General features: G+C 65.4%; 20 protein-coding genes, 1 tRNA gene and 1 pseudogene. 10 read left to right on the top strand and 12 right to left on the bottom strand.

The genetic code is table 11. From position 1 onward, the window contains the following. The first annotated feature begins 60 nt into the window (after window positions 1-60). On the top strand, window positions 61-327 hold the full coding sequence (locus AOA14_RS05770; protein ID WP_003043326.1) for a CBU_0592 family membrane protein: 267 nt from the start codon (window positions 61-63) through the stop codon (window positions 325-327). Here AOA14_RS05770 and AOA14_RS05765 read toward each other — a convergent pair. From AOA14_RS05765 to AOA14_RS05745, 5 genes are all read right to left on the bottom strand, one after another. Continuing rightward, the gene (locus AOA14_RS05765) at window positions 305-496 is read right to left on the bottom strand and encodes a YgaP family membrane protein (RefSeq protein ID WP_062903031.1); all 192 of its coding nucleotides are present in this window, start codon (window positions 494-496) and stop codon (window positions 305-307) included. The genes AOA14_RS05770 and AOA14_RS05765 overlap by 23 nt on opposite strands. A 112-nt stretch (window positions 497-608) precedes the next feature. Further along, window positions 609-684 (bottom strand) — tRNA-Val (locus AOA14_RS05760). A 59-nt stretch (window positions 685-743) separates the two neighbouring features. Further along, window positions 744-2,348 (bottom strand): ABC-F family ATP-binding cassette domain-containing protein, encoded by a 1,605-nt coding sequence (locus tag AOA14_RS05755; protein ID WP_062901121.1) that lies wholly within the window; start codon window positions 2,346-2,348, stop codon window positions 744-746. Window positions 2,349-2,478: 130 nt separating this feature from the next. After that, window positions 2,479-3,450 carry a magnesium and cobalt transport protein CorA gene (locus AOA14_RS05750; RefSeq protein WP_062901120.1) on the bottom strand — a complete coding sequence of 324 codons (972 nt, stop codon included), beginning with the start codon at window positions 3,448-3,450 and terminating at the stop codon, window positions 2,479-2,481. 59 nt (window positions 3,451-3,509) lie between these two features. Continuing rightward, window positions 3,510-5,324 (bottom strand): DUF885 domain-containing protein, encoded by a 1,815-nt coding sequence (locus AOA14_RS05745; protein WP_062901119.1) that lies wholly within the window; start codon window positions 5,322-5,324, stop codon window positions 3,510-3,512. 207 nt (window positions 5,325-5,531) lie between these two features. On the opposite strand from AOA14_RS05745, the gene AOA14_RS05740 reads away from it, so the two are divergent. From AOA14_RS05740 to AOA14_RS05725, 4 genes are all read left to right on the top strand, one after another. Next, window positions 5,532-5,840 (top strand): BlaI/MecI/CopY family transcriptional regulator, encoded by a 309-nt coding sequence (locus tag AOA14_RS05740; protein WP_231292882.1) that lies wholly within the window; start codon window positions 5,532-5,534, stop codon window positions 5,838-5,840. Continuing rightward, complete coding sequence (locus AOA14_RS05735; protein WP_062901118.1) at window positions 5,837-7,537, top strand: M56 family metallopeptidase; 1,701 nt, start codon at window positions 5,837-5,839, stop codon at window positions 7,535-7,537. Before AOA14_RS05740 ends, AOA14_RS05735 begins: the two co-directional genes overlap by 4 nt. 113 nt (window positions 7,538-7,650) lie before the next feature. Then, on the top strand, window positions 7,651-8,406 hold the full coding sequence (locus AOA14_RS05730) for a hypothetical protein (protein ID WP_186401242.1): 756 nt from the start codon (window positions 7,651-7,653) through the stop codon (window positions 8,404-8,406). Beyond that, on the top strand, window positions 8,406-10,514 hold the full coding sequence (locus tag AOA14_RS05725) for a TonB-dependent receptor plug domain-containing protein (RefSeq protein WP_062901116.1): 2,109 nt from the start codon (window positions 8,406-8,408) through the stop codon (window positions 10,512-10,514). The genes AOA14_RS05730 and AOA14_RS05725 overlap by 1 nt, the downstream gene beginning before the upstream one ends. Here the strand turns inward: AOA14_RS05725 and AOA14_RS05720 are convergent. The 4 genes from AOA14_RS05720 to AOA14_RS05705 form a co-directional block, all read right to left on the bottom strand. Beyond that, window positions 10,511-11,539, bottom strand: a complete 1,029-nt coding sequence (locus AOA14_RS05720) for an adenosine deaminase (protein ID WP_062901115.1) — start codon at window positions 11,537-11,539, stop codon at window positions 10,511-10,513. The genes AOA14_RS05725 and AOA14_RS05720 overlap by 4 nt on opposite strands. Beyond that, window positions 11,532-12,110 (bottom strand): phosphoribosyltransferase, encoded by a 579-nt coding sequence (locus tag AOA14_RS05715; RefSeq protein ID WP_062901114.1) that lies wholly within the window; start codon window positions 12,108-12,110, stop codon window positions 11,532-11,534. The genes AOA14_RS05720 and AOA14_RS05715 overlap by 8 nt, the downstream gene beginning before the upstream one ends. 98 nt (window positions 12,111-12,208) lie before the next feature. After that, window positions 12,209-13,858, bottom strand: coding sequence for a M28 family metallopeptidase (locus AOA14_RS05710; protein ID WP_062901113.1), 1,650 nt, complete (start codon window positions 13,856-13,858; stop codon window positions 12,209-12,211). Between the two features lie 138 nt (window positions 13,859-13,996). Next, complete coding sequence (locus AOA14_RS05705; protein WP_062901112.1) at window positions 13,997-16,138, bottom strand: S9 family peptidase; 2,142 nt, start codon at window positions 16,136-16,138, stop codon at window positions 13,997-13,999. Window positions 16,139-16,535: 397 nt separating this feature from the next. Here AOA14_RS05705 and AOA14_RS19670 point away from each other — a divergent pair. Both AOA14_RS19670 and AOA14_RS05695 read left to right on the top strand, forming a co-directional pair. Further along, window positions 16,536-16,655 (top strand): annotated as a pseudogene (locus AOA14_RS19670) (phage major capsid protein); the annotation flags it as partial. 244 nt (window positions 16,656-16,899) lie between these two features. Next, entirely contained in the window at window positions 16,900-17,079 is a 180-nt protein-coding gene (locus AOA14_RS05695; RefSeq protein ID WP_062901110.1) for a hypothetical protein, read from the top strand. Between the two features lie 284 nt (window positions 17,080-17,363). On the opposite strand, the gene AOA14_RS05690 is transcribed toward AOA14_RS05695, so the two are convergent. Beyond that, window positions 17,364-17,699, bottom strand: a complete 336-nt coding sequence (locus AOA14_RS05690; protein WP_062901109.1) for a hypothetical protein — start codon at window positions 17,697-17,699, stop codon at window positions 17,364-17,366. Between the two features lie 286 nt (window positions 17,700-17,985). On the opposite strand from AOA14_RS05690, the gene AOA14_RS20295 reads away from it, so the two are divergent. The 3 genes from AOA14_RS20295 (at window position 17,986) to AOA14_RS05675 (ending at window position 20,410) form a co-directional block, all read left to right on the top strand. Then, a complete protein-coding gene (locus AOA14_RS20295; protein ID WP_313906778.1) occupies window positions 17,986-18,471 on the top strand; it encodes a DUF2793 domain-containing protein in 486 nt (161 codons plus the stop codon). Between the two features lie 129 nt (window positions 18,472-18,600). Further along, window positions 18,601-19,716, top strand: coding sequence for an OmpA family protein (locus AOA14_RS05680; protein ID WP_062901108.1), 1,116 nt, complete (start codon window positions 18,601-18,603; stop codon window positions 19,714-19,716). Between the two features lie 271 nt (window positions 19,717-19,987). Beyond that, window positions 19,988-20,410: an ExbD/TolR family protein gene (locus AOA14_RS05675; RefSeq protein WP_062901107.1), complete on the top strand. Its 423-nt coding sequence runs from the start codon at window positions 19,988-19,990 to the stop codon at window positions 20,408-20,410. Between the two features lie 42 nt (window positions 20,411-20,452). Here the strand turns inward: AOA14_RS05675 and AOA14_RS05670 are convergent, their stop codons facing one another. Further along, window positions 20,453-20,992, bottom strand: coding sequence for a DUF1993 domain-containing protein (locus AOA14_RS05670; RefSeq protein ID WP_062901106.1), 540 nt, complete (start codon window positions 20,990-20,992; stop codon window positions 20,453-20,455). A 2-nt stretch (window positions 20,993-20,994) separates the two neighbouring features. After that, the gene (locus AOA14_RS05665) at window positions 20,995-22,797 is read right to left on the bottom strand and encodes an ABC transporter transmembrane domain-containing protein (RefSeq protein ID WP_062901105.1); all 1,803 of its coding nucleotides are present in this window, start codon (window positions 22,795-22,797) and stop codon (window positions 20,995-20,997) included. Window positions 22,798-23,140 lie beyond the last annotated feature (343 nt).

Genomic DNA, 23,140 nt, shown 5'->3' with positions numbered 1-23,140 from the left:
TAATCGGCAACACGCGCCCGCCCCCTTACCGGGGCGGGCGTTTTCTTTGGGAATAGGGCGATGAACCTGCTTCAGATCATGATCGAGGTGATCGGCTGGACCGCGGCCGCGATCATTCTGGCAAGCTATGTGCTGCTCTCGCTCGGCAAGCTCGAACCGCGCGGCGCGGCCTATCAATGGATGAACGTCGTCGGCGCCACCGGCTTCGTCATCAATTCGGGCTATAACGGTGCCCTGCCGTCCGCCGGCCTCAACATCATCTGGGCCGCGATCGGCCTTTTCACGCTGTGGAACGTGCGTCGCCTCAGCCGCGCGGACAGGTGCTGACCCCGAGCAGCGAATAGGCGGGACAGCGGCTCGACAGGCCGGTGAGCAGCGGCACCACCCCGATATAGCCCCACGGGCCGATACGCTCGTACGCGGCGAGAACGATCAGCATTACGCCAATGACGATCCGCAGCAGGCGGTCGATTGTGCCAACATTGCGTGCAAACATCTCCAGACTCCCGATTGGCATGTGCGACACGGAAGTTCTGACGCGCGCGCGGCGCGCGGTCATTGCGCTGGATCAAGAGACGCGGCCCGCCCCATTCGGGTCCGGCCGGGGATGGTGGGCGCTGACGGGCTCGAACCGCCGACCCTCTCGGTGTAAACGAGATGCTCTACCAACTGAGCTAAGCGCCCCACGCCGTGGGAGCGGCGCCCCTGCCACAGCCAGACGTCGCTGGCAAGTCGCTGGCGTGTCAGCCGGGTGAGGGCAGGCCGCAGTCGTCGCCCAGCGCCAGCTCGCGGTTCACCCCGATCGCGTCCAGAAAGGCCGGATCGTGGCTGACGACGATGAGCGCGCCGTCATAGGCCGCGAGCCCGGTTTCGATCGCGGCGAGCGAATCGAGATCGAGATGATTGCCGGGTTCATCGAGGATCAGCATCTGCGGTGGCTGCGGCGCGCCGAGGACGCAGGCGAGCCCGGCGCGAAGCACCTGCCCGCCGCTGAGCGTGCCGACGATGCGATCGGCGGCGTCGGCGCGAAAGCGGAAGCGTGCGAGCGCGGCGCGGCAGGCATTGTTGCCGACCCCGGGGTTGCGCCGCAGGAAATTGTCGGCGATCGAAAGTAGCGGATCGAGCAGCGCGACGCGCTGATCGAACAGCGCGAACGGCACACCGACGCGCACGCTCCCCGACCAGGGCGTCAGTGTTCCGGCGATCAGCGCGAGCAGCGTCGATTTGCCCGATCCGTTCGGGCCGGTGATTGCCAATCGCTCGGGTCCCGTGATCGTGAACGACAAATCATCGATGACGGGTGCGCCGCCGTCATAGCCCGCGCGGACATGCTCCAACGCTACGACCGTCCGCGAAGCCGGGAGACCCGTCGACGGCAGCGCGATCGCCAGCGGATCGACGATCTCGATCCGGCTGCGCGCCGCGGCGAGCGCCTGCTCGGCCTGTCCCTGCTGGCGTTCGGCCAGCCGCCCGGCGGCAGCGCGTGATTCTTCGGCGCGGCGCTGCATTGCCCCCATCACAATGCGCGGCATGTCGCCGCGCGCCGCATTTTTCCGGCCCCGCGAATCGCGGCGATCCTGCCGCTCGGCGGCGGCCTGCGCTTGGCGCTGGGCCTGATCGACGCGCTTCTCTGCGGTGGCAAGCTCGGCCTCAAGGGCCGCCTGTTCGACCGCCTTGCGCGCGGAATAGGCGCTCCAGCCGCCGCCATAGCGCGCGGCGCCCGTCGCGGTCAGTTCGACGATCGCATCCATCTCCTCGAGCAGTTGGCGGTCGTGACTGACGACGATCGCGCCGCCCTGCCAGTCGCGCAGGATCGCGCGCACCGCCTCCCGGCCCTGCCGGTCGAGATTGTTGGTCGGTTCGTCAAGCAGCAGAAAATCGGGCTGCTCGAATATCGCGCCGGCGAGCGCGGCGCGCGTGCGTTGCCCACCCGAAAGATGCACAAGCGGCGTCGCGACATCGAGCGGCAGGTCGACACCGGCCAGCGCCTCGTCGATCCGCGAAGCCAGCGTCCAGTCGGCCTCTGCGATGTCGTCGAGCGACGCCGTCCCCGCTTCGGCGCGCGCGAGCAGGGCCAGCGCCGGGCGCGCGCCGAACAGGTCGGCAATTGTCGCATCGGCGGCAACCTGCACCGTCTGGTGCAGCATGGCGATGCGCGCGCCGCGGCTGATCGCGCCGTTCGTCGGCGTTGCCTCACCCGCGATCAGGCGCAACAGGGTCGACTTGCCGACGCCATTGCGACCGACGATACCCGTGCGTTCCGGGCGAAACTGAAGGTCGAGATCGGAAAATATGCGGCGACCGTCGGGGGTCGACCAGCCGAGGCGGGAGAGGGTGATCGTAGACATGGAAAAGGCTTTCCTGAAGGCAAGGCTAGGGGCGATGCGTTCAGTTGCGGTCCATGATCCTCCGACTCCTTAAAAAGATGACGGATGACAGATAACGTCCCGGTGGCGACCGGGCAAGAGCGGGCCGACGTTAGAGCCAGCCGATCCGCTTGAAGCGCCAATAGAGGAGCGCGCACACGCTGCCCATCAAGGCAAGCGCGAAGGGGTAGCCGAAGGTCCAGCCGAGTTCGGGCATATGCTCGAAATTCATGCCGTAAATGCCGGCGATCGCGGTGGGTACGGCCAGAATGGCGGCCCAGGCCGCAAGCTGGCGCGTGATCGCGCCCTGCCGCTGCTGTTCGAGCAGATTGTTGGTGTCGACGACCGACGCCGCGACATCACGCAATCCGACGAGGCGGAATTCGGCGCGCTGCACATGGTCCCAGATGTCGCGGAAAAAGGGGCGCACGGCATCGTCGATGCACGGCAGGTCGGCATCGCTGGTCAGGCGTGATGCGACATCCTTCATCAATCCGACCAGGCGTTGAAAGCGGATGATCTCGTGCCGCTGGCCGTAAAGATGCCGGATGTCGTCGGCGTCGAGCGGCGTGTCCATGACGCTTTCCTCGACCGTAAGCAGCCGGTCCTCGATCGCGTCGATCACCGGGAAATAGCCGTCGACGATGAAATCGAGAATCGCATAAAGTACATAATCGGGGCCGTGCGCCAGTTTCGCCGGCAAGGATTCGAGCCGCGCGCGCACCTCGCTGTGCGTCCGCGCCGACCCGTGACGGACACTTACGATGAAATGGCGACCAAGGAAGAAGGCGGTTTCGCCCGACTGGATCGTGTCGCCATCGCGATTGCCGGTGCTGGCGACGACGAACAATTGCTCGCCATAGGCTTCGACCTTTGGCAGCTGGTTGGCCTTCAGCGCGTCCTCGACCGCCAGCGGATGCAGGCCGAAGCGCCTGGCGATCCCCTCCAGCTCGCCGGGGGTCGGCTCGAACAGGCCGAGCCAGAAAAAGTCGCCCGGATCGCAATGATCGGGAATGGCCTCGTTCGGGCCCAGCTCACGCACGAGCTTGCCATCATTATAGAGACGGGCGGCCTTGATCGGCATCGTCAAACTCCCTCGACTGCCCGCTGCAGATAGCGGCACGGGCGGCCGAGGGAAATAACTCAGGCCGGAAAGGCGTCGCGTACGCGGCGTTCGAGCACCGCAAGCGGGATGCGTCCGGCCCCGAGCACGACGTCGTGGAAGCGCTTGATGTCATAATCCCGGTGCGACGAAACCTCATCACGCAGCCGGCTGATCGCGGTCTGACCGACCTTGTACGAACAGGCTTGCCCCGGATAGACGATGTAGCGGTCGATCTCGGTTCGCGCCGAACTTGGCGTTTCGGACGAGTTTTCGACCATGAATTCGATCGCCTGCTGGCGATTCCAGCCCTTGGCGTGCAGCCCGGTATCGACGACGAGGCGTGAGGCGCGAAACGCATAGGACGCCAGATAGCCGATCTCGCCGAGCGGATCGTCGCCGTACATCCCGAGCTCGGCGGCAACCTGCTCGGCATACAGCCCCCAGCCTTCGCCATAGGCCGTGACGTAAGAGGATTGGCGGTAAAGCGGCAATGCCGCGTCCTCGAACTTCAGGGCATTTTCGAACAGATGCCCCGGCGCTCCCTCGTGAAAGGCGAGCGTCGGCAGCGTGTAGCGCGGCCACTCGTGCGTATCGCGCAGGTTGATGAAGAAAATGCCCGGGCGCGACCCGTCGGGGGTGCCGGCCTGCGCCGAACCGCCAGGAGCGCCGATCTCGATCTCGGGCGGGACGCGGCGGATTTCATAGGGCGCGCGCGGCATCCGGCTGAACACTTGCGGCAGGCGGGCGCGAATGGTGGTGAGCCGATCGTTGAGATAGGCGAGCAGCGCCGCGCGCCCCGTATCGTCATTGGCGAACAACTGGCCGTCGGTTGCGGTCAGCGCGTCGAGCCGCTGGCGTAGGCTGCCCTCTTTGAAGCCCTGCGCGGTGAGCAGCTTGTCCATGCGCGCGTGCAGATCGGCAAGCTGGTCGAGCCCCAATTGATGGATCTGCTCGGCGGTCATGTCGGTGGTCGTGTGCTGCGCCAGCGTCGCCGCATAATAGGCGGGACCGTCCGGAAGGCGCGATACGCCCGCCTCGTCACCGGCCTTAGGCAGCAGCGCCGTCAGCACCTCGATCTGACGCGTCAGAGCAGCGCGGATCGGACCTTCGAATATCACCTGCGCGCGCGCATCATAGCCGGTGAGGCCGATGGCGTTGGCGCGGCGGGCGAGCGAGGCGACGATCGTCTTCGACGCCGCATCGCCGTCACGCAAACGGCCGAGCTGCTGCAGGGCCTGTTCGATGATGAAGCGCGGCGCGACGACGCCCATCGCGGCATTGGCGCGCACGATCGCGCTATCATCGTCGAGGAGCGCCGGCGTTGCCTCCATTCGCGCGATATAGGCATCGGCGTCGGCCTTGGTCTTCACCGGATGCTGGCTGTCGAGAAAGGTGCTGACGCCGGTATAGAAGCCGCCGAGCTGCGTGACTGCATAGGGACCGGCGCGGTGCGCAAAGCCGCCGGTGTGATAGGGGAAGCGGGCCAGTCGCTGGCGGGCCACAAGATCGAATTCGGCGCTGTCATAGGCCACCCGCGCATTATCGCCGAGCGCACCGCGATCGATCGCGCGTAGTGCGGCAAGGTCGGTGTCGATCCGGCGGTCGCGTGCGGTCCGCGCGGCGGCCGACCAGTCGGGAAATCGCGCTCGCAGCCCGGCGCGCGCACCGATATCGAGGCCCAGGCTCGCGGCGCGGGTCGGGTCATCGATCAGCGCCTGATCGAACTGGCGGGTGAGCAGTGCATCGAGGCGCGCGTCGGCGCTGTCCGCACCCCATGCCGGCATCGCAAGCCCCGCCGATGCCATGCCCATGCCCGCCAGCAGCGTCCGGCGATCCAGTGCGAAATCGATCATGGTTGTCCTCCTATCATGCCGCGACCCTATGGTTTCGGGGGCTTTGCCGCAAGCATGTGTGTTGGTCGAATAAAACCCCTTGCCAAGCATGCGCTACAAATGTAGCACGCTACAAATGTAGCGCGAAAGGTGATTCGCATGTTGTCGAGCTTGCCCCCGCGGGAACGCGAAATTGTCGATATTCTTTACGAACGTGGCGCGTCGACCGTGACCGAAATCGGCGAGGCTTTGCCCGCCGAACTGTCCGGATCGGCGATCCGCGCGATGCTCAAGCGGCTCGAGGCCAAAGGCTTCGTCGTGCGCGAGGCATCGGATCGCGGCTTTCTCTATGCGCCGAGCGTCGAGGAGAAGACGGCGAGCAAATCGGCGCTGACCCAGGTGGTGCGCGTCTTTTTCAACGGATCGGCGACCAGCGCCGCCGCGGCGCTGCTCGGCATGCAGGACAAGATGAGTGCGGGCGATCTCGATGAGCTGGAAAAGCTGATCGCCGAAGCGCGCGAAGGGAGGACGAAATGATGATCACCGCCGCGACCCTGCTGGGTCTTGCCTGGAAATCGGCGATCATCGCCGGGCTGACGCTGCTGTTGCTGCGCCTCGCGCGGTCGCGTTCGGCAGGCGAGCGTTCGCTTATCGCGCATGCCGGGCTGGCGGCGCTGCTGCTGCTGCCCGTGGCGACGCTGGCGCTTCCCGAATGGGCCCCGCTGCCCGCCGACTGGGTCGAAGCATCTGCGCCTGCAATGTCGGCGCCACCGGCGGTCGTCGAGGCGCCTCCCGCGGCGGCGGCTCAGCCCGGCGCTGCGGCGCCGGCCATGGCTGCGGATAGCAAAGCCGATGCCGGTTGGACGCTGCCCGCGATGGCCGACCTCGCCATCTGGGTGTACAGCTTTCCCCTGTTCCTGCTTGCCCTTTTGATGACGGTTGCCGTGGTGCGGCTGTTCGCGATGCGCGGCCGAGCCGATGTGCTGGTTCAGCCTTCGTGGCTGTCGGCGCTCGCCGAAGCGCAGCGGCGGATGGGCTTCAAGCATGGGACAGCGCTGCTGGTCAGCAACGAACTGCGCTCGCCGATCAGTTGGGGCGTGGTCCGCCCGACGATCGTGCTTAACCCGGCCGCCGTCGATGCCGTGGCCGAGGCCGAGGCGATCATCGCGCACGAACTGGCGCATGTCGCGCGGCTCGACTGGGCGAAACTGCTCGCGGCGCGCCTTGCCTGCGCGCTGTTCTGGTTCAATCCGCTCGTCTGGATGCTGGCGCGCGAGAGCCATCAATTGCGCGAGGAAGCGGCCGATGATGCCGTGCTGCTCGCCGACATCGACGGTCCCGACTATGCCTCGCTGCTCGTCGGCGCGGCGCGTCACGACAATCAGGGCGCGCTGCTTGCCGCCCACGGGGTCGCGCCGGCGCAGAACAGCCTGAAGCGCCGGATCACCCGCGTCCTCGACGGCAGCCTGAAGCGCGGACCCGCCAGCGCGAGCTGGGTTCTGATGAGCCTGGTGCTGCTCGCCGGCGTATCGGCGCCGCTCGCCGCCTTTTCCGCGACTGCCACACCGTCCGCGTCGGGGCCTGTCCACACCCCTGTCGCAACCGCCCCGGCCGCGGCATTGCAGTCCGCCGCGGCCGTGGGTTCGGCGGGCGAGCGGACCGACAAGCCGGCCCCTGCTACTGCCCGCAAGCCGCTGTCGCCCGACGATCTTGTCGGCATGCGCGCGGTCGGCGTGACACCCGACGATGTCCGCAAGATGCGCGAAAGCGGCCATGCTGATGCCGACGACATTATCGCGGCCAAGGCGACCGGCGTCGACCCGGCCTATATCAACGCGATGCGCCGTGTCTTTCCGAACGCCGACGTCGGCGATCTGGTTGGCGCGAAAGCGGTGGGCATCGACCCGGCCTATGCCCGCGACATGCGCCGCTATTTCCCCGATGTGAATCTCGACGATCTGACGGCGATGCGGGCCATGGGCGTCACCGGCGACTATGTCCGCCAGATGCGTGCCGCGGGCCGCGCGATGCGCGACCCCGACGACGCGATCGAGGCGCGCGCGCTGGGCAATTGGGGCGGGGCCTATAGCGAAGTCCGGTCCAGTTCGGGCGCGACCGCGCGCATCGGCTCGGACGGAACGCTCGAGGCGCGCAGCGCCGACGGCAAGGTCACGCGGATAAGTCCGCCGCGCCCGCCAGCGCCGCCCGAAAATCCCGCGGCGCCGCAGGACTGACCCTTCGGCCACTGGCCGAAGCCAAGCCGCCGCTCATCGAAGCCTGATTTTGAAACGCCGCTGCGGCGGCGAGCGATGATGCTCGCCCGGCGCACGGAGGAGGAGTGCCCCCAATGAAACCGCAATCGAAGACATTGTTCGTCGCCGCCGGCAGCGTGCTGTTGACCTTGATCGCCTGCGCCGCCCCTGCGCAGCCGACCGCGGCCTCGGCCCAGGAGAGCAGCGCGATCCGCTGGGATGTCTCGCAGCCCGACGACGGCGACGGCGATCCGCGCCTGCAGCTTCGCGCCAAGCAATCAACCAGCAGTGTCGCTCTCGACGGTGCCCGCGCGGAATTTTCCGCGGCGCGGGACACGCTGGGCGGCGGGCGCGGCCCGGTCAGCTTCAGCGTGGTGCACGCGGCGGGCCGCCTCGATTGCACGGGCAGTCTGCACGCAGCCTATGAGGGCGAGGGACAATGCCGCTTTGCGCCCGATGCCGGCTTCGCGACCGCGCTGGAGAGCCGCGGTGTCGGCACGCCGACGCGCAAGGAACAACTCGCCATGTTGATGGTCGATGCGACGGTGGAACTGGCCGACGGCCTGATCGACGCGGGGCTTCGTCCGCACACCGGCGAACTTGTCGCGGCGGCAGCGTTGAAGGTGACGCCCGCCTATGTCCGCGACCTCCAATCGGGCGCGCTTCGGCTCACCTCGATCAACGATGCGATCGCGTGCAAGGCGCTGGGCGTCGACCGCGACTATGTGCGCGGGCTGGCAGCGGCCGGATATGCAAAGCTGACCTCCGACCAGGTGATCAGCATGAAGGCGTTGGGAATTACCCCCGACTATGCGCGCTCGATGAATGCGGCAGCCGGAGGCACGCAGTGATGCGGATGACGAGCGCAATGGCGCTGGCGGCCGCCCTTGCCGCATCGATGTCGGCGACGACTGCGTGCGCGCAGGATGCGGCGGTCGACAGCGCAGCCCCGCCGCCGGTCCCGGCTCCGGCCGCCGCTCCGGCGAGTGGCGGCAGCGCGCGGCAGGTCTTCACCCCCGCCGACTTCGTCCGCTACGCGCCCAAGAACGCCTATGACATGCTCAATCAGGTTCCGGGCTTTTCGATCCGCGACAATGAACAGCTCCGCGGGCTCGGGCAGGCGACAGGCAATGTCCTGTTCAACGGCGAGCGTCCCTCGACGAAGTCGGACGATATGGTGACATTGCTGTCGCGCATTCCCGCCGGGAATGTCGAACGCATCGAAATCGTCGACGGCGCCTCGCTCGATATCCCCGGTCTATCGGGTCAGGTGGCCAATATCGTTTATCGCGCCGACGATTTTTCGGGTCAATTTGCGTGGAAGCCCGAGTTTCGCGCTCATTATGCGCATCCGCTCTACACGCGCGGCGACATTTCGGTCCGCGGCCGCAAGGGAGCGATCGAATATGAACTGGGTCTCTATAACAATGATTCGGCGCGCAGTTCCGCGGGTGGGCCGACGATCATCACCGACGGCGACGGCAACATCATCGAGCGCCGCCACGATGTCTGGCGCAGTCCCTATGACACGCCCAAGCTTTCAGGGCGGCTGACCTGGGACGGCCCCGCCGATACGGTAGGCCATCTGGGCGCCCATTATCAGCGCATCTATAATCCCTATGTCGAATTCGGACGTCGGACGCGCGATGGCGCCCCCGACGAATATCGCACCGTTCGCGAAAATCCGAACAGCTGGAATTACGAAGTCAACGGCGATTACCAGTTCGGGGTCGGCCCCGGAAAGCTGAAGCTGATCGGGCTGCGCCGCTTCAGCCACGAACCCTATTCGCAGGAAGTAATCACCAGCTTTTCGGACGGATCGCCCGCGGTCGGCGATCGCTTCACCCAGACGGGCGATATCGGCGAGACGATCGCGCGCGGCGAATATCAGTGGAAGATGCTGGGGGGCGATTGGGAGTTGTCGGGGGAGGCGGCGTTCAACACGCTCGACAATGTTGCGGCGCTTTATACGCTCGATCCGACGGGGGCTTTCGTCGAGCTTCCGTTCCCGGGCGGTACCGGCGGCGTGAAGGAGGATCGCTACGAAAGCCTGTTGAGCTTTGGCCGCAAGATCACCGACAAGCTGAACGTGCAGATCGTTGCGGGCGCCGAGCGATCAACGATCACGCAAAGCGGCGCGAACGGCCTGACGCGCAGCTTCTTCCGACCGAAGGGATCGCTGTCGATCGCCTGGGCACCGGCGCCCGATTTCGACATGTCGCTCAAGATCCGACGCCGCGTGCTGCAGTTGAGCTTCTACGATTTCCTCGCGCGCGCCTTCCTGAACGACGACAACCAGAATGGCAGCAACACCGATCTGCGGCCGCAGCAGGACTGGAGCTATGAACTGGAAGTCAACAAGCGGTTCGGGGCGTGGGGATCGACAAAGCTGTTCTTCGTGTACCGCGATGTCGAAGACCGGGTCGACGTGATCCCGATCGGCGATGGCGAAGGCGTCGGCAATATTGCCAAGGCGCGCGCCGGCGCGATCGACTGGACCTCGACGATCAATCTCGATCCGGCCGGCATCAAGGGCATGAAGATCGAAACCCGGCTGCTACTTCAGAAAAGCTCGCTGCGCGACCCCTTCACCGGCGAGACGCGCCAGTGGAACGGCTTCACCGACCGGGTCGTCGAGCTGAGTCTGCGCCACGATATTCCCGGTAGCGACTGGGCCTGGGGCGCAAGCGCCAACCATTCGCATTACCAGCCGGTCTATCGCCGCAACCAGATCGACACCGCGTGGGAAGGGCCTGTGTTCGCCAACATCTTTGTCGAGAACAAGGATGTGTTCGGTCTGACGGTCCGTGCGACGGTGGCGAACATCCTCAATGCAAGGTCGAAGCGCGACCGCACGGTATGGACGGGATTGCGCGGCGAAAGCCCGATTGCCTTCGTCGAAAAGCGCGACCGGTTGATCGGGCCGATCTTCGCTTTCTCGGTTCGCGGGAAATTCTAGGCCGCGTAGGCGTCGATCGCGGCGAGATGACGCGCCTTGGCGTCGTCATCGAGGAAGGCGCCGAGAAAACTGTTGCGGGCGAGCGTGACAAGCTCGTCCCGCGACAGATCGAGCGCATCGGCGACGACGGTGTAGTTGGCGTTCACATAGCCGCCGAAATAGCTTGGGTCGTCGCTGTTCACGGTGGCAAGAAGCCCGGCATCCAGCATCGCCTTGAGCGGATGCGCGGTCATGTCGTCGACGACGCAAAGCTTGAGATTGGAAAGCGGGCACACGGTCAGACACATCGCGTCATCGGCGAGCCGCGCGACGAGGGCTTCGTCCTCGAGGCTGCGATTGCCGTGGTCGATGCGATCGACGCCCAGCAGATCGAGCGCTTCGTGCACATATTCGGGCGGCCCCTCCTCACCGGCATGGGCAACGAGGCGCAGGCCGAGGTTGCGGGCGCGGGCGAAGACGCGCTGGAACTTGGCGGGCGGGTGGCCGACTTCGGACGAATCGAGACCGACTCCGTCGATCCGGTCGAGCCATGGGCGCGCTTCGTCGAGCGTCGCCTCTGCCTCCTCCTCGCTGAGATGGCGAAGAAAGCACATGATGAGCCGCGAGCTCATATCATAACGGGCCTGCGCATCGTCGAGCGCGCGGGTGATACCGCCGATGACGGTCGCGAAGGGGATGCCGCGCGCAGTATGGCCCTGGGGATCGAAGAAGATTTCGGCATGGCGGACGCCGTCGGCATGCGCGCGCGCGAGATAGGCGGCCGTCAGGTCATAGAAATCCTGTTCGGTCTGCAGGACGCCCATTCCCTGATAATAGATGTCGAGGAAATCCTGGAGGTTCGAAAAGGCATAGGCAGCGCGGACGTCCTCTACGGTCGCGAAGGGGATGGCGATGCCGTTGCGCCGCGCGAGTTCGAACATCAGTTCGGGTTCGAGCGACCCTTCGATATGAAGGTGCAACTCCGCCTTCGGGAGCGCGGCGATGAAGGCCGCCCGGTCCGCCGGGGTAGCAAAATCGTCAGCCATGCGGCGTCTCCGTTCCTTCGCGCAGGATGATCGCCGCCTCGGGCTTGTGGCGGCGTATCTCGTCGATCGTCAGCCCGTCGATTTCGTGCGGGAAGATCAGCCATTGGTCGGTCTCATGGACGAAGAAGTCAGGTTTGAGATCGGTGACGTTGCGGCGCGGTTTGTAATAGACGGTCGCGATCCGGATATCGCGCGGCATGTTGTGGCGGCATCGCGCCCTGAGTTCGGCGAGAAAGGCTCGAATGCTGCGACCGCTATCGAAAACATCGTCGATGATGAGCAGCCGGTCCTCGGGATCGAGTGTATCGATCAGATAGCCGAGCGCGAAGACCTTCACCTGCGTGTCCTGGCGGTCGATGCCGTGATAGGATGAGGTGCGGATCGCGATATGGTCGCTGTGAACGCCGTGATATTCGAGCAATTCCTGGACCGCGATGCCGACGGGCGCCCCGCCGCGCCAGATGCCGACGAGATGTGTCGGCGCAAAACCGCTGTCGATCACCTGCATCCCGAGCCGCAACGAATCGGCAAGAAGGTCGTTGGCGCTGATGTAGATCTTGTCGGTGGTCATGGGCCGGAGTTATACGCAGGCGAAGCGCCGGGCAAGGCGCGGCGACGGGGCGTCTTCTCTCTCTCTACCGACCGCCCGGCCGCCTCGCAGCCAAGATGCTATTTGCGGGTAGCGGCGGTCTGGTCGCGCAGCGCCTTGAACTCGCTGCCGCTCTTCCAGCCGGGCCATTTGCCCGAACGCGCGAGCTCGTCGCCGATTGTGTAGAAGAGCGCGATATCCTGCGCGGCGCCTGCCAAGTTCCAGCTTTCGTCCCATGCGTCGCAAGCTTGATGGTAACAGCGGCCGGTATAGTCATCGACCCATTTCTGCCCTGCTTCCTTGCCGCCTTCGACAAGGTCGGACACGCCGGCGATGCCCATGAGCAGCAACACGGGGACGCCGCGCTTGGCCATGCTGAAATGATCGGCGCGGAAGAAGAGGCCGCGTTCGGGAAGGCTTTCGGGCGATACGGTGCGGCCCTGCATCGCGGCGACGCGGGCGAGATCATCCTCGAGCGTGCCCTGGCCCTTGCCGACGAGAATGACGTCCTTTGACTTGCCTGCCGTCTGAAGAATGTCGATGCCAAGGTTCGCGACCGTCTTTTCAACCGGATAGACGGGCGCCTGTGCATAGGCCTCAGACCCGAGAAGGCCGCGCTCTTCGGCGGTCCAGAAGGCGAAAAGCAGCGTGCGATCGGTGGGCGGTGCGGCCTTGAAACCGCGTGCGATTTCGATCAGCGCCGCAACGCCGAGCGCGTCGTCGTTCGCACCGGCGCGGTAGATGCGGCCCTTTTCGTCGGGCTTGCCCTCGCCATAGGCATCCCAATGCGCGCCAAACATCACGACCTCGTCAGCACGGTCGGTGCCCGAGATTTTGGCGAGAACATTCTGACTGCGCACGACCTCATGCGTGACCGGAATCGACGCCCGAAAGCCGGTGCCGAGGTCGACGGGACGAAAATCCTTGCGCCGGGCCGCAATGCGCAGCTTTGCGAGATCCTGACCGGCTGATGCAAACAGCCGGGTCGAAGCCTCGCCCGAAATCCAGCCCTGAAGCGCAAGGCTGGTCGCCTTTTCGGGTGGTACGACGAGGCTGTAGTTTTCGCCGCCAGGGCTTTTCACGACGTTCCAGCCATAGCCTGCGCCGTCGGTGTCGTGGACGATCAGCGCCGCGATGGCGCCGCGGCGGGCCGCTTCTTCGAACTTGTAGGTCCAGCGGCCATAGTAGGTCATCGTGCGGCCGCCGAATTTGCCGAAGCTGTCTTCGCCCTTCGTCGCGACGAAATCGGGGTCGTTGACCAGAAAGACCGCGACCTTGCCCTTGAGGTCGACGCCCTTGAAGTCGTCCCAGCCGCGTTCGGGCGCGTGGACGCCATAGCCGACGAAGACCATCGGCGCATCGGCGATCGCCGCCCTATCCTTGTCCTGCTGGCTCGACACATAGATGTCGGTGCCGAGGGTGAGCGGGGTGGCGCTGCCCTGCCGGTCGAAGGCGAGCGCGGTCGGGGTGCCGAGGCGCGTATGGAGCAGCGGCACCGGCTGCGTCCATTCGCCGTTCGGGCCGGCGGGTTCGAGTCCGAGCGCCTGAAGCCGGCCGATCAGATAGCCGACGGTACGCTCTTCGCCGACCGTTCCGGGGGCGCGGCCCTGAAACTGGTCCGACGCGAGGGTGCGGACAGTCTCGGTCAGATTGGCGGTGCTAATATCCTGCGCAAGTGCGGGGACGGCAAAGGCGGCAGCGAGCAGGGCGGCGAGAGGACGCAGAAACATCAGGGGAGCAGGCTCCGTTGGTTGGGGAAGCGCCGACCCTAGCAGGATGCGCGGCAATTGGAACCGCCGTAGAGCGGCGGGGGCCAGAGGCACCCACCTGTCCGACCAAGCAAGTCTCGCGCGGGCGCCAGCCCGCGCTCAATCCTTGGCGGCCGGCGTCCACCCCTTCTTGTATTTTTCGAACCAGGCGAGGATCGCCGATGCCTTTGCGGCAGCCTGCGACGGGCGGGCTGCGATGCCGCCGTGGCTGGCGCCCGGCACCTTGACCAGCACCGTCGGGATGCCGCGCAGACGCAGCGCGGTATAATATTGCTCCGACTCGCTGACCGGGGTGCGATAATCCTCGCTGCCGACGACGACCATGGTCGGGGTCTTGACGTTGCCGACCAGCGACAGCGGCGAATGGCTCCAGAACGGCGTCTGATCCTCCCACGGCATCGCGCCGATCCAGTAACGGCCGAAGAAGGCGGGACCGTCGGCAGTGAGCGCCTGCGTCGTCCAGTTGATGACGGGCTTTTGGGCTACCGCGGCCTTGAAGCGGTCGGTCTTGCCGACGATCCAGCTCGTCAGCACGCCGCCCCCAGACCCGCCGGTGACGAAGAGCGCGTCGGGGTCGGCGATGCCGAGGTCGATCGCGCGATCGACGATGCTCATCAGGTCGAAATAATCATTGCCGGGATAATTTTTGTCGATCGCATTGGCGAAGGCCGCGCCATAGCTGGTCGAGCCGCGCGGGTTTGCCGAGAGGACGGCATAGCCCGCCGCGGCATAAAGCTGGTTATCGGTCGAAAAATGCGGTCCATAAGCGGCGAACGGCCCGCCATGGATTTCCAGGATCAGCGGTACGCGCTGCCCCTCGCGATAGCCCGGCGGCAGGGTGAGCCAGCCGTCGATCGACAGCCCCTCGACGCTCGACGTGGCGGTGATCTTGCGCACCTCGCCCAGCGCCTTCACCTCGCGCAGCGTGCGGTTGAGGTCGGTGAGGACGCGCGTTTTGCCGCCGGCCGCCAGTTCGACTTCGGCCGGCCGCGCCGGGCCGCCGCCGGTGAAGGCGATCGCGTCATTGTCGGCGACCGAAAAGCTGCCTCCCGAATAGGGCCGGTCGAGTCCGCTGCTCGTCAATCCGCTGGCGACGTTGCGGACCGATCCGTCGAGGCCGATGCGTGCCACTTTGGTTTCGCCATGCTCGTCATATTGGGCATAGAGGCCCCGCCCGTCGGCGTCCCACGCGAGGCCGTCGACGCTGAAATCCCAGTCGGGGGCGATGCGGCGGCTGTTCGATCCGTCGCGGTTCATCACGTAGAGGCCGGTGTTTTCATAGGCGCGCAGCCGGTCGTCGAACCCGAGATAGGCGATCATCCGACCGTCGGGCGATACCAGCGGATTGGCATCGGGGCCCTTGCGCGTCGTGAGCTGAGAGATCGAGCCGCTCGCGACGTCGAGCGCATAGATGTTGCTTTCGAGCGGATCGCTTTCCCAGTCGGGGCGGCGGTCGGCGCTGAAATAGAGCATTGCGCCGTCGCGCGACCAGCTGAGCGGGCCGCCGTCATGATAGGGGCCGAAGGTCAGCTGGCGCGGCGCGCCGCCGGTCGCCGAGACAAGGAAGATCTTTTCGAACCCCGGTTCGATATAGCCCTGGCCGTCGGCGCGGTAGGTGAGCAGGTCGTGGACCTCCAGCGGCGCGGCCCATTTGGCGCCTTCGGGCTTGTTCGCGGGGGCCTTGCCGAACCGCGGCGCATCGTCCTTGACGAGCATCGTATAGGCGATCGACCGGCCATCGGGCGACCAGGTGATGCTCGACGGGCTGGTCGGCAGGCCGGTGAGCTTTACCGCCTCGCCTCCGTCCATCCAGCGCACCCAGAGCTGGACGCTGCCGCCCTCGGTCGATGCATAGGCAAGCCGCTTGCCGTCGGGCGACCAGCGCGGCGAAAAGGCATCACCGCCGCGTCCCGCAGCGGGGACTTCGGCGCCGGTCTGGGTGTCGACCAGCCAGATCGTGCTGACCGCGCGGTCGGACATGATGTCGTTCGCGCGGCGGACATAGGCGATGTGGCGCCCGTCCGGGCTGATCTGCGGGTCCGATGCGGCGGCGAGGCCGAAAAGATCCTCACCGGTGAACCGGCGCTGCGGCCCGGTCTGTGCGCTGCCGGTTGCGTCATCCGGCGCGGAGGCGGTTGCGGCGGGCGCGCTCGCGGGCTCGGAAACGGCGCCTTGCTGCGCGTGAAGCGGCTGCGCTGCGAGGGTGAGAAGGCTCGCGCCGAGCAAGGCGAGTTTGCGCATAATATGGGTGCCCCTTTTTCCGGTGGATGGTTGAGGGTGTAACCATCTGGCGCGGCGCGTCAATCGAGCGGGTGGGAAAGGGATGGTGGGTTGTGATTTTCTCCTCCCCTCCCGCCTGCAGGAGGGGAGATCAGCGCGCGACCTTGGCGCCATCTCCTGGTCGGACAAGCTAATAGCCATATAGGTTATTTTCTATTGATATTACCACGCTCTTATGGCACGAGGTCACATCATGAAGAACTGCGTTTGGGGCCGGCACCCTTCGATGCGGGAGGGGCGTTCCGGCCCTTTGTTTTGGGAGACGGGTGGCAGGCCACGTCCGGCTCGCAGTCAGATGGACATTTTTCTGGCATCGCTGGCAGAATCGTCGAATGTCGCGGCGTCGGCGCGGGTGGCGGGAATCTTGCGCGATCCGTTCAGCAACAAGCCTTTCGTGCATTTCTATGCAACCAAAAGGGTGGGCGGTGCGATCATCGATTCGAACGCCATCAAGCTGTTTAAGTTCGCCGCCAGCTAAAGCGGCTGGTGCGCGAGGGCGCCCGGTCCCGGCTCCCTTCCCTTTCGGGACGGGCCGGGCGCCTACCGGCCGGCATTCCACTCCAAAATTAGGTCAATATTCGACAGGATGGTCCTGCCATGCCGACCCCCTTTTTCGCCGATATGGTGCGCGCGCTGTGCAACGAGGGCGGGACCGGCTCGCTGACGCCGAGCGGCGCGGTGCCCGGCCAACGCCGGTTCGCGGGCGCCGAGCCTGTCGCTAGATGTTTCCCTTATACGATTGCCGGCGCGGCGGGGCGATCGCGGGGGCGCTGCGCGGCGGTGCCGACGGCCGGGCGATGGCGGGGGCGCGGGTCGAACGGACGCGAACGCGCTTCGGGCGCGACGGCGGCTGGTGGCACGAGATGGCGCTGCGATGCCGCTGCCTGTTTGGGGATGGTTAGGGTAGGGAATAATCAAGTGCGGCGGGGATGGGATGGGAAGCGGAGCCTTGAAGCGTCCGCTGTCCTCCCCTCCCGCAAAGGGGAGCGGCAGTGAGCGTTGCGAGCTTGCTCGCTAGCCGCAGCGCAGTGGGTATATTCAAAGTCGCAAGCCCACCGCCAACCGCTCCCCCCTGCGGGAGGGTGGCAGAAATTCCGCAACCGGCCGAGACCCGTCGGGTCGTTCGCCACCGCATGGCGGGTGATGGCCGGACGGTCCGAATTGGTCCGCCCGCCTCGTCCCGCGTCTAGTCGGCGGGCATTGTCTTGGTTTCGGTATAATCCTTGAACTTGTCGATGAAGGTCGCGTGGTAATCCTCGACCTGCGAATCGGCGTCTTCGGCCGCTTCGGCGGCAGTGTCGCCATCGGCGCGATCGAGCGCGACTATTGCGCTGCGGAACGCATCGCGTTCGGTGCCGCAGGTTTCCTTGAGCGCGAGTTCATATTCGGCTTCGCCCATCTTTGCCTCGAGCGACTTCTTCATGTGATCGCGCAGGCATTTGGTGAAGACCGCACGCGAATTGTCGACGGCGGCGGCGGGCGACGGCGCCATGGCAGCGAGAAGAATGGAAAAAACAAGCATCCTGCGACTCCCCAGTTTGCGGATGATTATGTGCGAAGAGATGTAGACGATGGCTATTAAAAATGGGAGCGCCTTTCTGCTGCAGATCGGCAACGGCGCAAGGTGGCATCGAACTGGTCGATGTGCCCGTGCCATCGGCGGCGCGAGCGCTGCGGCCGCTGTCGCCGCTGCATGGAGATGTGTGCGCGGCTGCCGATGGCGCGATCGAGGCGCATAGGGTGCGGCGTAGCCGCGCCAGTAACGGCTGGCGCGGCCAGGTCGATCTGCCCGGCGAGGGCCGCGAGCTGTGGCAGACGATGCTGGTGCCCTTGATGCCGGGGCTCGGCCCGTGGGATTGCACTGGATCCCAGCTGGTCCTGGATGCCGCGCTGCTGGCAGCAATACCGGCGGGAAGCGCGCTTTCCGTTCAACAGGTCGGCGATTTCCGCCTTTCCCCGCCGCCGTTGATGGGCCGCTGGCAACCCCGCCCGAAGCCCCTGCCGCGGGCAATTGCTGGATCGTGGATGGAGCCGCGACCGGTGCATGGGCCAGCGAGGCGGGTCGGCTGGCGCTCTGGACCGCGGGCGGATGGCGAATTGTCGCGCCCTTGTCCGGGATGCGTGTCAGACGGATCAGCGACGGTGCCGCGTTACGTTTCGGCGGCTCCAAATGGACTCTACCCATCGCTATTGCGAATCCCGATGGGGGCACGACGATCGACCTGGAAGCGCGTGCGGCAATAGACGCGCTGCTTGCGCTTATGGTGGCGCATGGTATTATGATCGCTGACTGATTTTGCTTCTGTTCGCGCAGAAAGTGCGACTTTTTGGCAACAGATTGTCGATTTGTTTACTTGCGTGGAACCAAAGGCACGAGTAGGACGTCTGTCGAGACGTAATCTCAATTGAAAGGGGAATCCATTATGAGGAAGCTTGCCGTCGCTGTGGCGTTGGCCTCCACTGCCCTTGCGTCGCCTGCTATGGCGCGCGACAACTCGTGGTATGTTGGTGTCGGTGGTGGTGTCATGATCGTCGAGGACATCGACCTCGATATCGGCACCGTCGCTAATGCGGGAACGCTCGATCATCGTACCGGTTATGATTTCGAAGGCACTGTCGGTTATGACTTCGGCGGTTTCCGCGCTGAAGTCGAAGTCGGCTATCGTGAAGCCGACATCACCGGTGGTCGTTTTTCGACTCCCGGGATTCCGGCGAGCTCGACGGGCGGGCTCTTCACCGGCAATACGCCGCTGAACGGCGATTCGAACGCGTTGAGCTTCATGGCCAATGGTATGTTCGACTTCGGTGACGACGATGGCCTGCAGGGCTTCGTCGGCGGTGGTGCCGGTGTTGCACGCGTTTCGGTTCAGCCGGTCTTCGCAACCAACTTCCTCGACGATTCCGACACGCGCTTCGCGTGGCAGGCAATCGCCGGTGTTCGTGCACCGCTGACCAAGCATTGGGATGCCGGTCTGAAGTATCGCTTCTTCAATGTCAGCGATCTGAAGATGGTCGATCAGCTTGGCCGCGATGTTTCGGGTCGTTTCCGTTCGCACTCGCTGCTCGGAACGCTGACCTACAACTTCGGTGGCGCAGAAGCTCCGCCGCCGCCGCCGCCGGCTCCGCCGCCGCCGCCGCCGCCGCCGCCGCCGGCTCCGCCGCCGCCGCCGCCGCCGCCGCCGGTTTGCGAACCCGGACCGTATATCGTGTACTTCGACTGGGATCAGTCGGCGATCACGCCGGAAGCGGCTGCAACGCTGGACAACGCGATCAGCGCTTACAACCGTGGCTGCAGTGGCCAGCAGGTCATGCTCGCCGGTCACGCTGACCGTTCGGGTTCGGCCAAGTACAACGTCGGTCTGTCGCAGCGTCGCGCCGATGCCGTGAAGTCGTACATGACGGCTCGTGGTGTCGCCGATGGCTCGATCACGACGCAGGCGTTCGGCGAAACCCGCCCGGCCGTTGCAACCGCCGATGGCGTCCGCAACGACCAGAACCGTCGCGTGGAAATCACTTACGGTCCAAACTCGGGCATGTAAGACCGGTTTCCATCCCCGACGGGGATTGGACGAAAAAGAAGGGCGGTACCGCAAGGTGCCGCCCTTTCTTTATTTGGGCTCTTCGATGACACCTGCGGCTGATGGCGGGGCTTGCCGGGGCGACGACGCAGAATTTGAGCCTTGCTCCTCAGGATAAATGATATATCATATCTGTGAGGCGCCTCGATGAACGGGTTTGCCTCGGACAAGGCGGGCGCGCTGGCACGCGAGGATGAAATGTTGGCGCTCCCGATGGACAGGGAGAGACAGAATGCGTCGACGCCGCAGCATCTTTCGCGCCGATCCGAACGGCAGCCCCGACATCAACACCACGCCGCTGATCGACGTCATGCTCGTAATGCTGGTGATGTTCGTCATCACCATTCCGCCGCCGACGCACAAGGTCGATGTCACGCTGCCCGCCGGTCCGGCGCCTTTCGAAGTTCGCGACCAAAATCGCGTCAGCATCGACACCAGCGACATCATTCGCTGGAACGGCAACGCCGTCGACCTCGCCGAACTGGGCCAACTGGTGAAGGCAGCGTCCGAGCGGGCGGTTCCGGCAACGCTGCTGTTCGAACCCGACGCGCGGGCGCGCTATCTGCGGGTCGATCAGGCCATCGGCGCGATTCGTCGCAACGGGGGCAGCAAGATCGCGTTTCCCGGCATTCAGCGGTACGGCGGTCTGGTCTGACTTACAGCCCCCTGCGCGGGTATCCGATGTCGGGCGCGCCGGTCAGGCGGCCGGCGCTGTGCCGGGGCGTAGATGTTGCATCATATAGCCGGCATAATCGGCCTTGCCGAGCGGTACCCCAAGATGACGCATGACGGCATAGGCCGCGACGACGTGGAAGTAGAATTGCGGCAGCGCCCAGTCGCGAACATAGGTCGCGGCGGTAAGGTCGAAGACCATGCCGTTGGGCAGATCGAAGCTGACCGGTCGATCATCGTCCTCGCCGAGCGACGCGGGGTCGATCGTATCGAGAAAAGTCAGCGTGCGCGCGATCTGATCCTGCATTTCCGCAAAGTCCGCGGCGTCATCGGGGAAATCGGGACCGCCCGATGCGCCGAGCCGGGCAAGCCCGCTGACGGCCTGGCCGCAGGCGAAACGGATCTGCGTCGGCAAGGGAAACATGTCGGGGGCCAGCCGGCCGGCGGCGAATTGCAGCTCACCCACGGCATTGTCGGAACCCCATGTTTGCGCCTTTGCAAGCTGCGCCGAGAGCGCGCCGAGCGCATTGACGTAGGCGGGAACGGTCAGATCATAGAGCGACATCGCTATTTCTCCATCACGGCTGCCTGATCGGCGGCAAGATTATCCTGGAACTGCAGGCGCGCGAGCCGTGCATAGAGCCCGTCGGCGGCGACGAGATCGTCGTGGCGACCTTCCTCGACGATACGGCCTTCGTCCATCACGATGATGCGATCGGCGGCGCGGACGGTCGCGAGGCGGTGCGCGATGACGACGGTGGTGCGGTCGTGCATCAGCGCCTCGAGCGCATCCTGAACGAGTTTTTCGGACTCGGCGTCAAGCGCCGAGGTGGCCTCGTCGAGTAGCAGCAGCGGCGCGCGGCGGAGCAGCGCGCGGGCGATTGCAACACGCTGACGCTGGCCGCCCGACAGGCGGGCGCCCCCTTCGCCCATGAAAGTATCAAGGCCATCGGGAAGCTTGCGCAGAAATTCTTCCGCATTGGCCGCGCGCGCGGCGGCCCATAGCTCGTCGTCGGTGGCCAGCCAGTTGCCATAGCGCAGATTGTCGCGCGCCGACGCCGCGAATATCACCGTTTCCTGCGGCACCATCGCGATCCGGGCGCGCAGGTCGGCGGGGTCGAGCTCGGGCAGCGCGACGCCGTCGAGGCGGATTTCGCCGCCTTGCGGATCGTAGAAGCGCTCGGCGAGCTGGAAGAGCGTCGATTTGCCGGCACCCGAGGGGCCCACGATCGCGACCGTTTCGCGCGCGCGAATGGATAGGCTGAAATCGTGCAGCGCGGGCGCGTCGGGGCGCGTCGGGTAGCGGAATTCGACATGATCAAATTCGAGCGTACCGGTCGCGGTCTCCGGCAGAGCGCGAGGGGCCGGCGGCGGGGCAATGCTCGGCTCGGCGATCAGCAGTTCATTGAGGCGTTCGGCGGCACCGGCCGCGCGAAGCAGATCGCCATAGACTTCGGTCAGCGCGCCGAACGCACCCGCGACAAGGCCGCCGGTCAGGACGAAGGCGGCAATGGTGCCGCCCGTGATCGTGCCCGCGGCCACGCCTTCGGCCCCATACCAGAGCAAAGTGGTGATGGCTCCGAACAGCAGCCCGATAACAATCGCGGTCATCGTAGCCCGGAGCCGGATGCGGCGTTTGGCGGTGGCGAAATTGGCTTCGACGGCGCTGGTGAAGCGTTCGGCCTCGCGCGTTTCCTGCCCGAAGGCCTGGACGATCTTCATTGCGCCGAGCTGTTCGGCCGTGGTTGCACCGATGTCGGCGACGCGATCCTGACTTGAGCGCGAGACGTTTTGCAGGCGGCGCCCGAGCAGCACGATCGGCATGATGATGATCGGGATGCCGAGCAGAATCCCGCCCGTAAGTTTCGGCGAGAGCGAGAAGAGATAGGCAATCCCGCCGATCCCCATAACGGTATTGCGCAGTGCGACCGAAACCGTGGTTCCGACGGTCTGTTCGATGATCGCCGTGTCCGCCGTCATGCGCGAGGCGATTTCTGAGGGGCGGTTTTCTTCGAAGAAGCCGGGGGCCAGGCGCAGAAGGTTACGCTGCACCGCCTCGCGGATATCGGCGACGGTGCGTTCGCCGAGCCAGCTCACGAAATAGAAGCGGAGCGCCGTCGCAATCGCGAGGATGAGAACGATCACGTAGAAGAACCGGAAATGCGGGCTGACATCGCCGCCGCCGGCGACGAAGCCCGAATCGATCATCTCCTTGAATTGATAGGGGATCGCGAGCGTTGCGATCGCCGCGATGCCGAGCGCGATCGCCGCGATCAGCAGCTGGAGCGGATAGCGGCTGGCATGATGCCAGACCATGCGCAGGCTCGATAGCTTGCGGGGTGGGTTCGGTTTATCGGATTTGGTCGCCATTGATCATCGCCCTAGCAGCCGCGCCGATGCCGCTCAACGATGCAGAATGGCGATCTGCTTCAAGGACCATGAAGCCAGGCTGCGTAAAGGGAGCGCGGGGCCGGATTGCCCGCGTGCCCTGCGGCTCAGTGATTGTCGAGTTGCGCGCCGGCACCGCACGCAGGCCCGCCTGCGTGATGCGATAGGGCATGCCGCTGCGCGAAGCGATGAAGCCGCGGCGGCGGAAGGTGCTCGAACAGGCCGAGGCCGCCGCTGTCCCGGAATATTATCCATCAGGCGCCGCGCAATGATTTTGATGCATTGCACAATGGCGATGTTGCCCTAGACTGTGCTCCAACAGGGA

Origin of the sequence: Sphingopyxis terrae subsp. terrae NBRC 15098 (assembly GCF_001610975.1) — a bacterium.
Lineage (GTDB): Bacteria > Pseudomonadota > Alphaproteobacteria > Sphingomonadales > Sphingomonadaceae > Sphingopyxis > Sphingopyxis terrae_A.
Note: the sequence above shows the minus strand (reverse complement) of the source record. Positions and strands in the feature narration are given on the sequence as shown.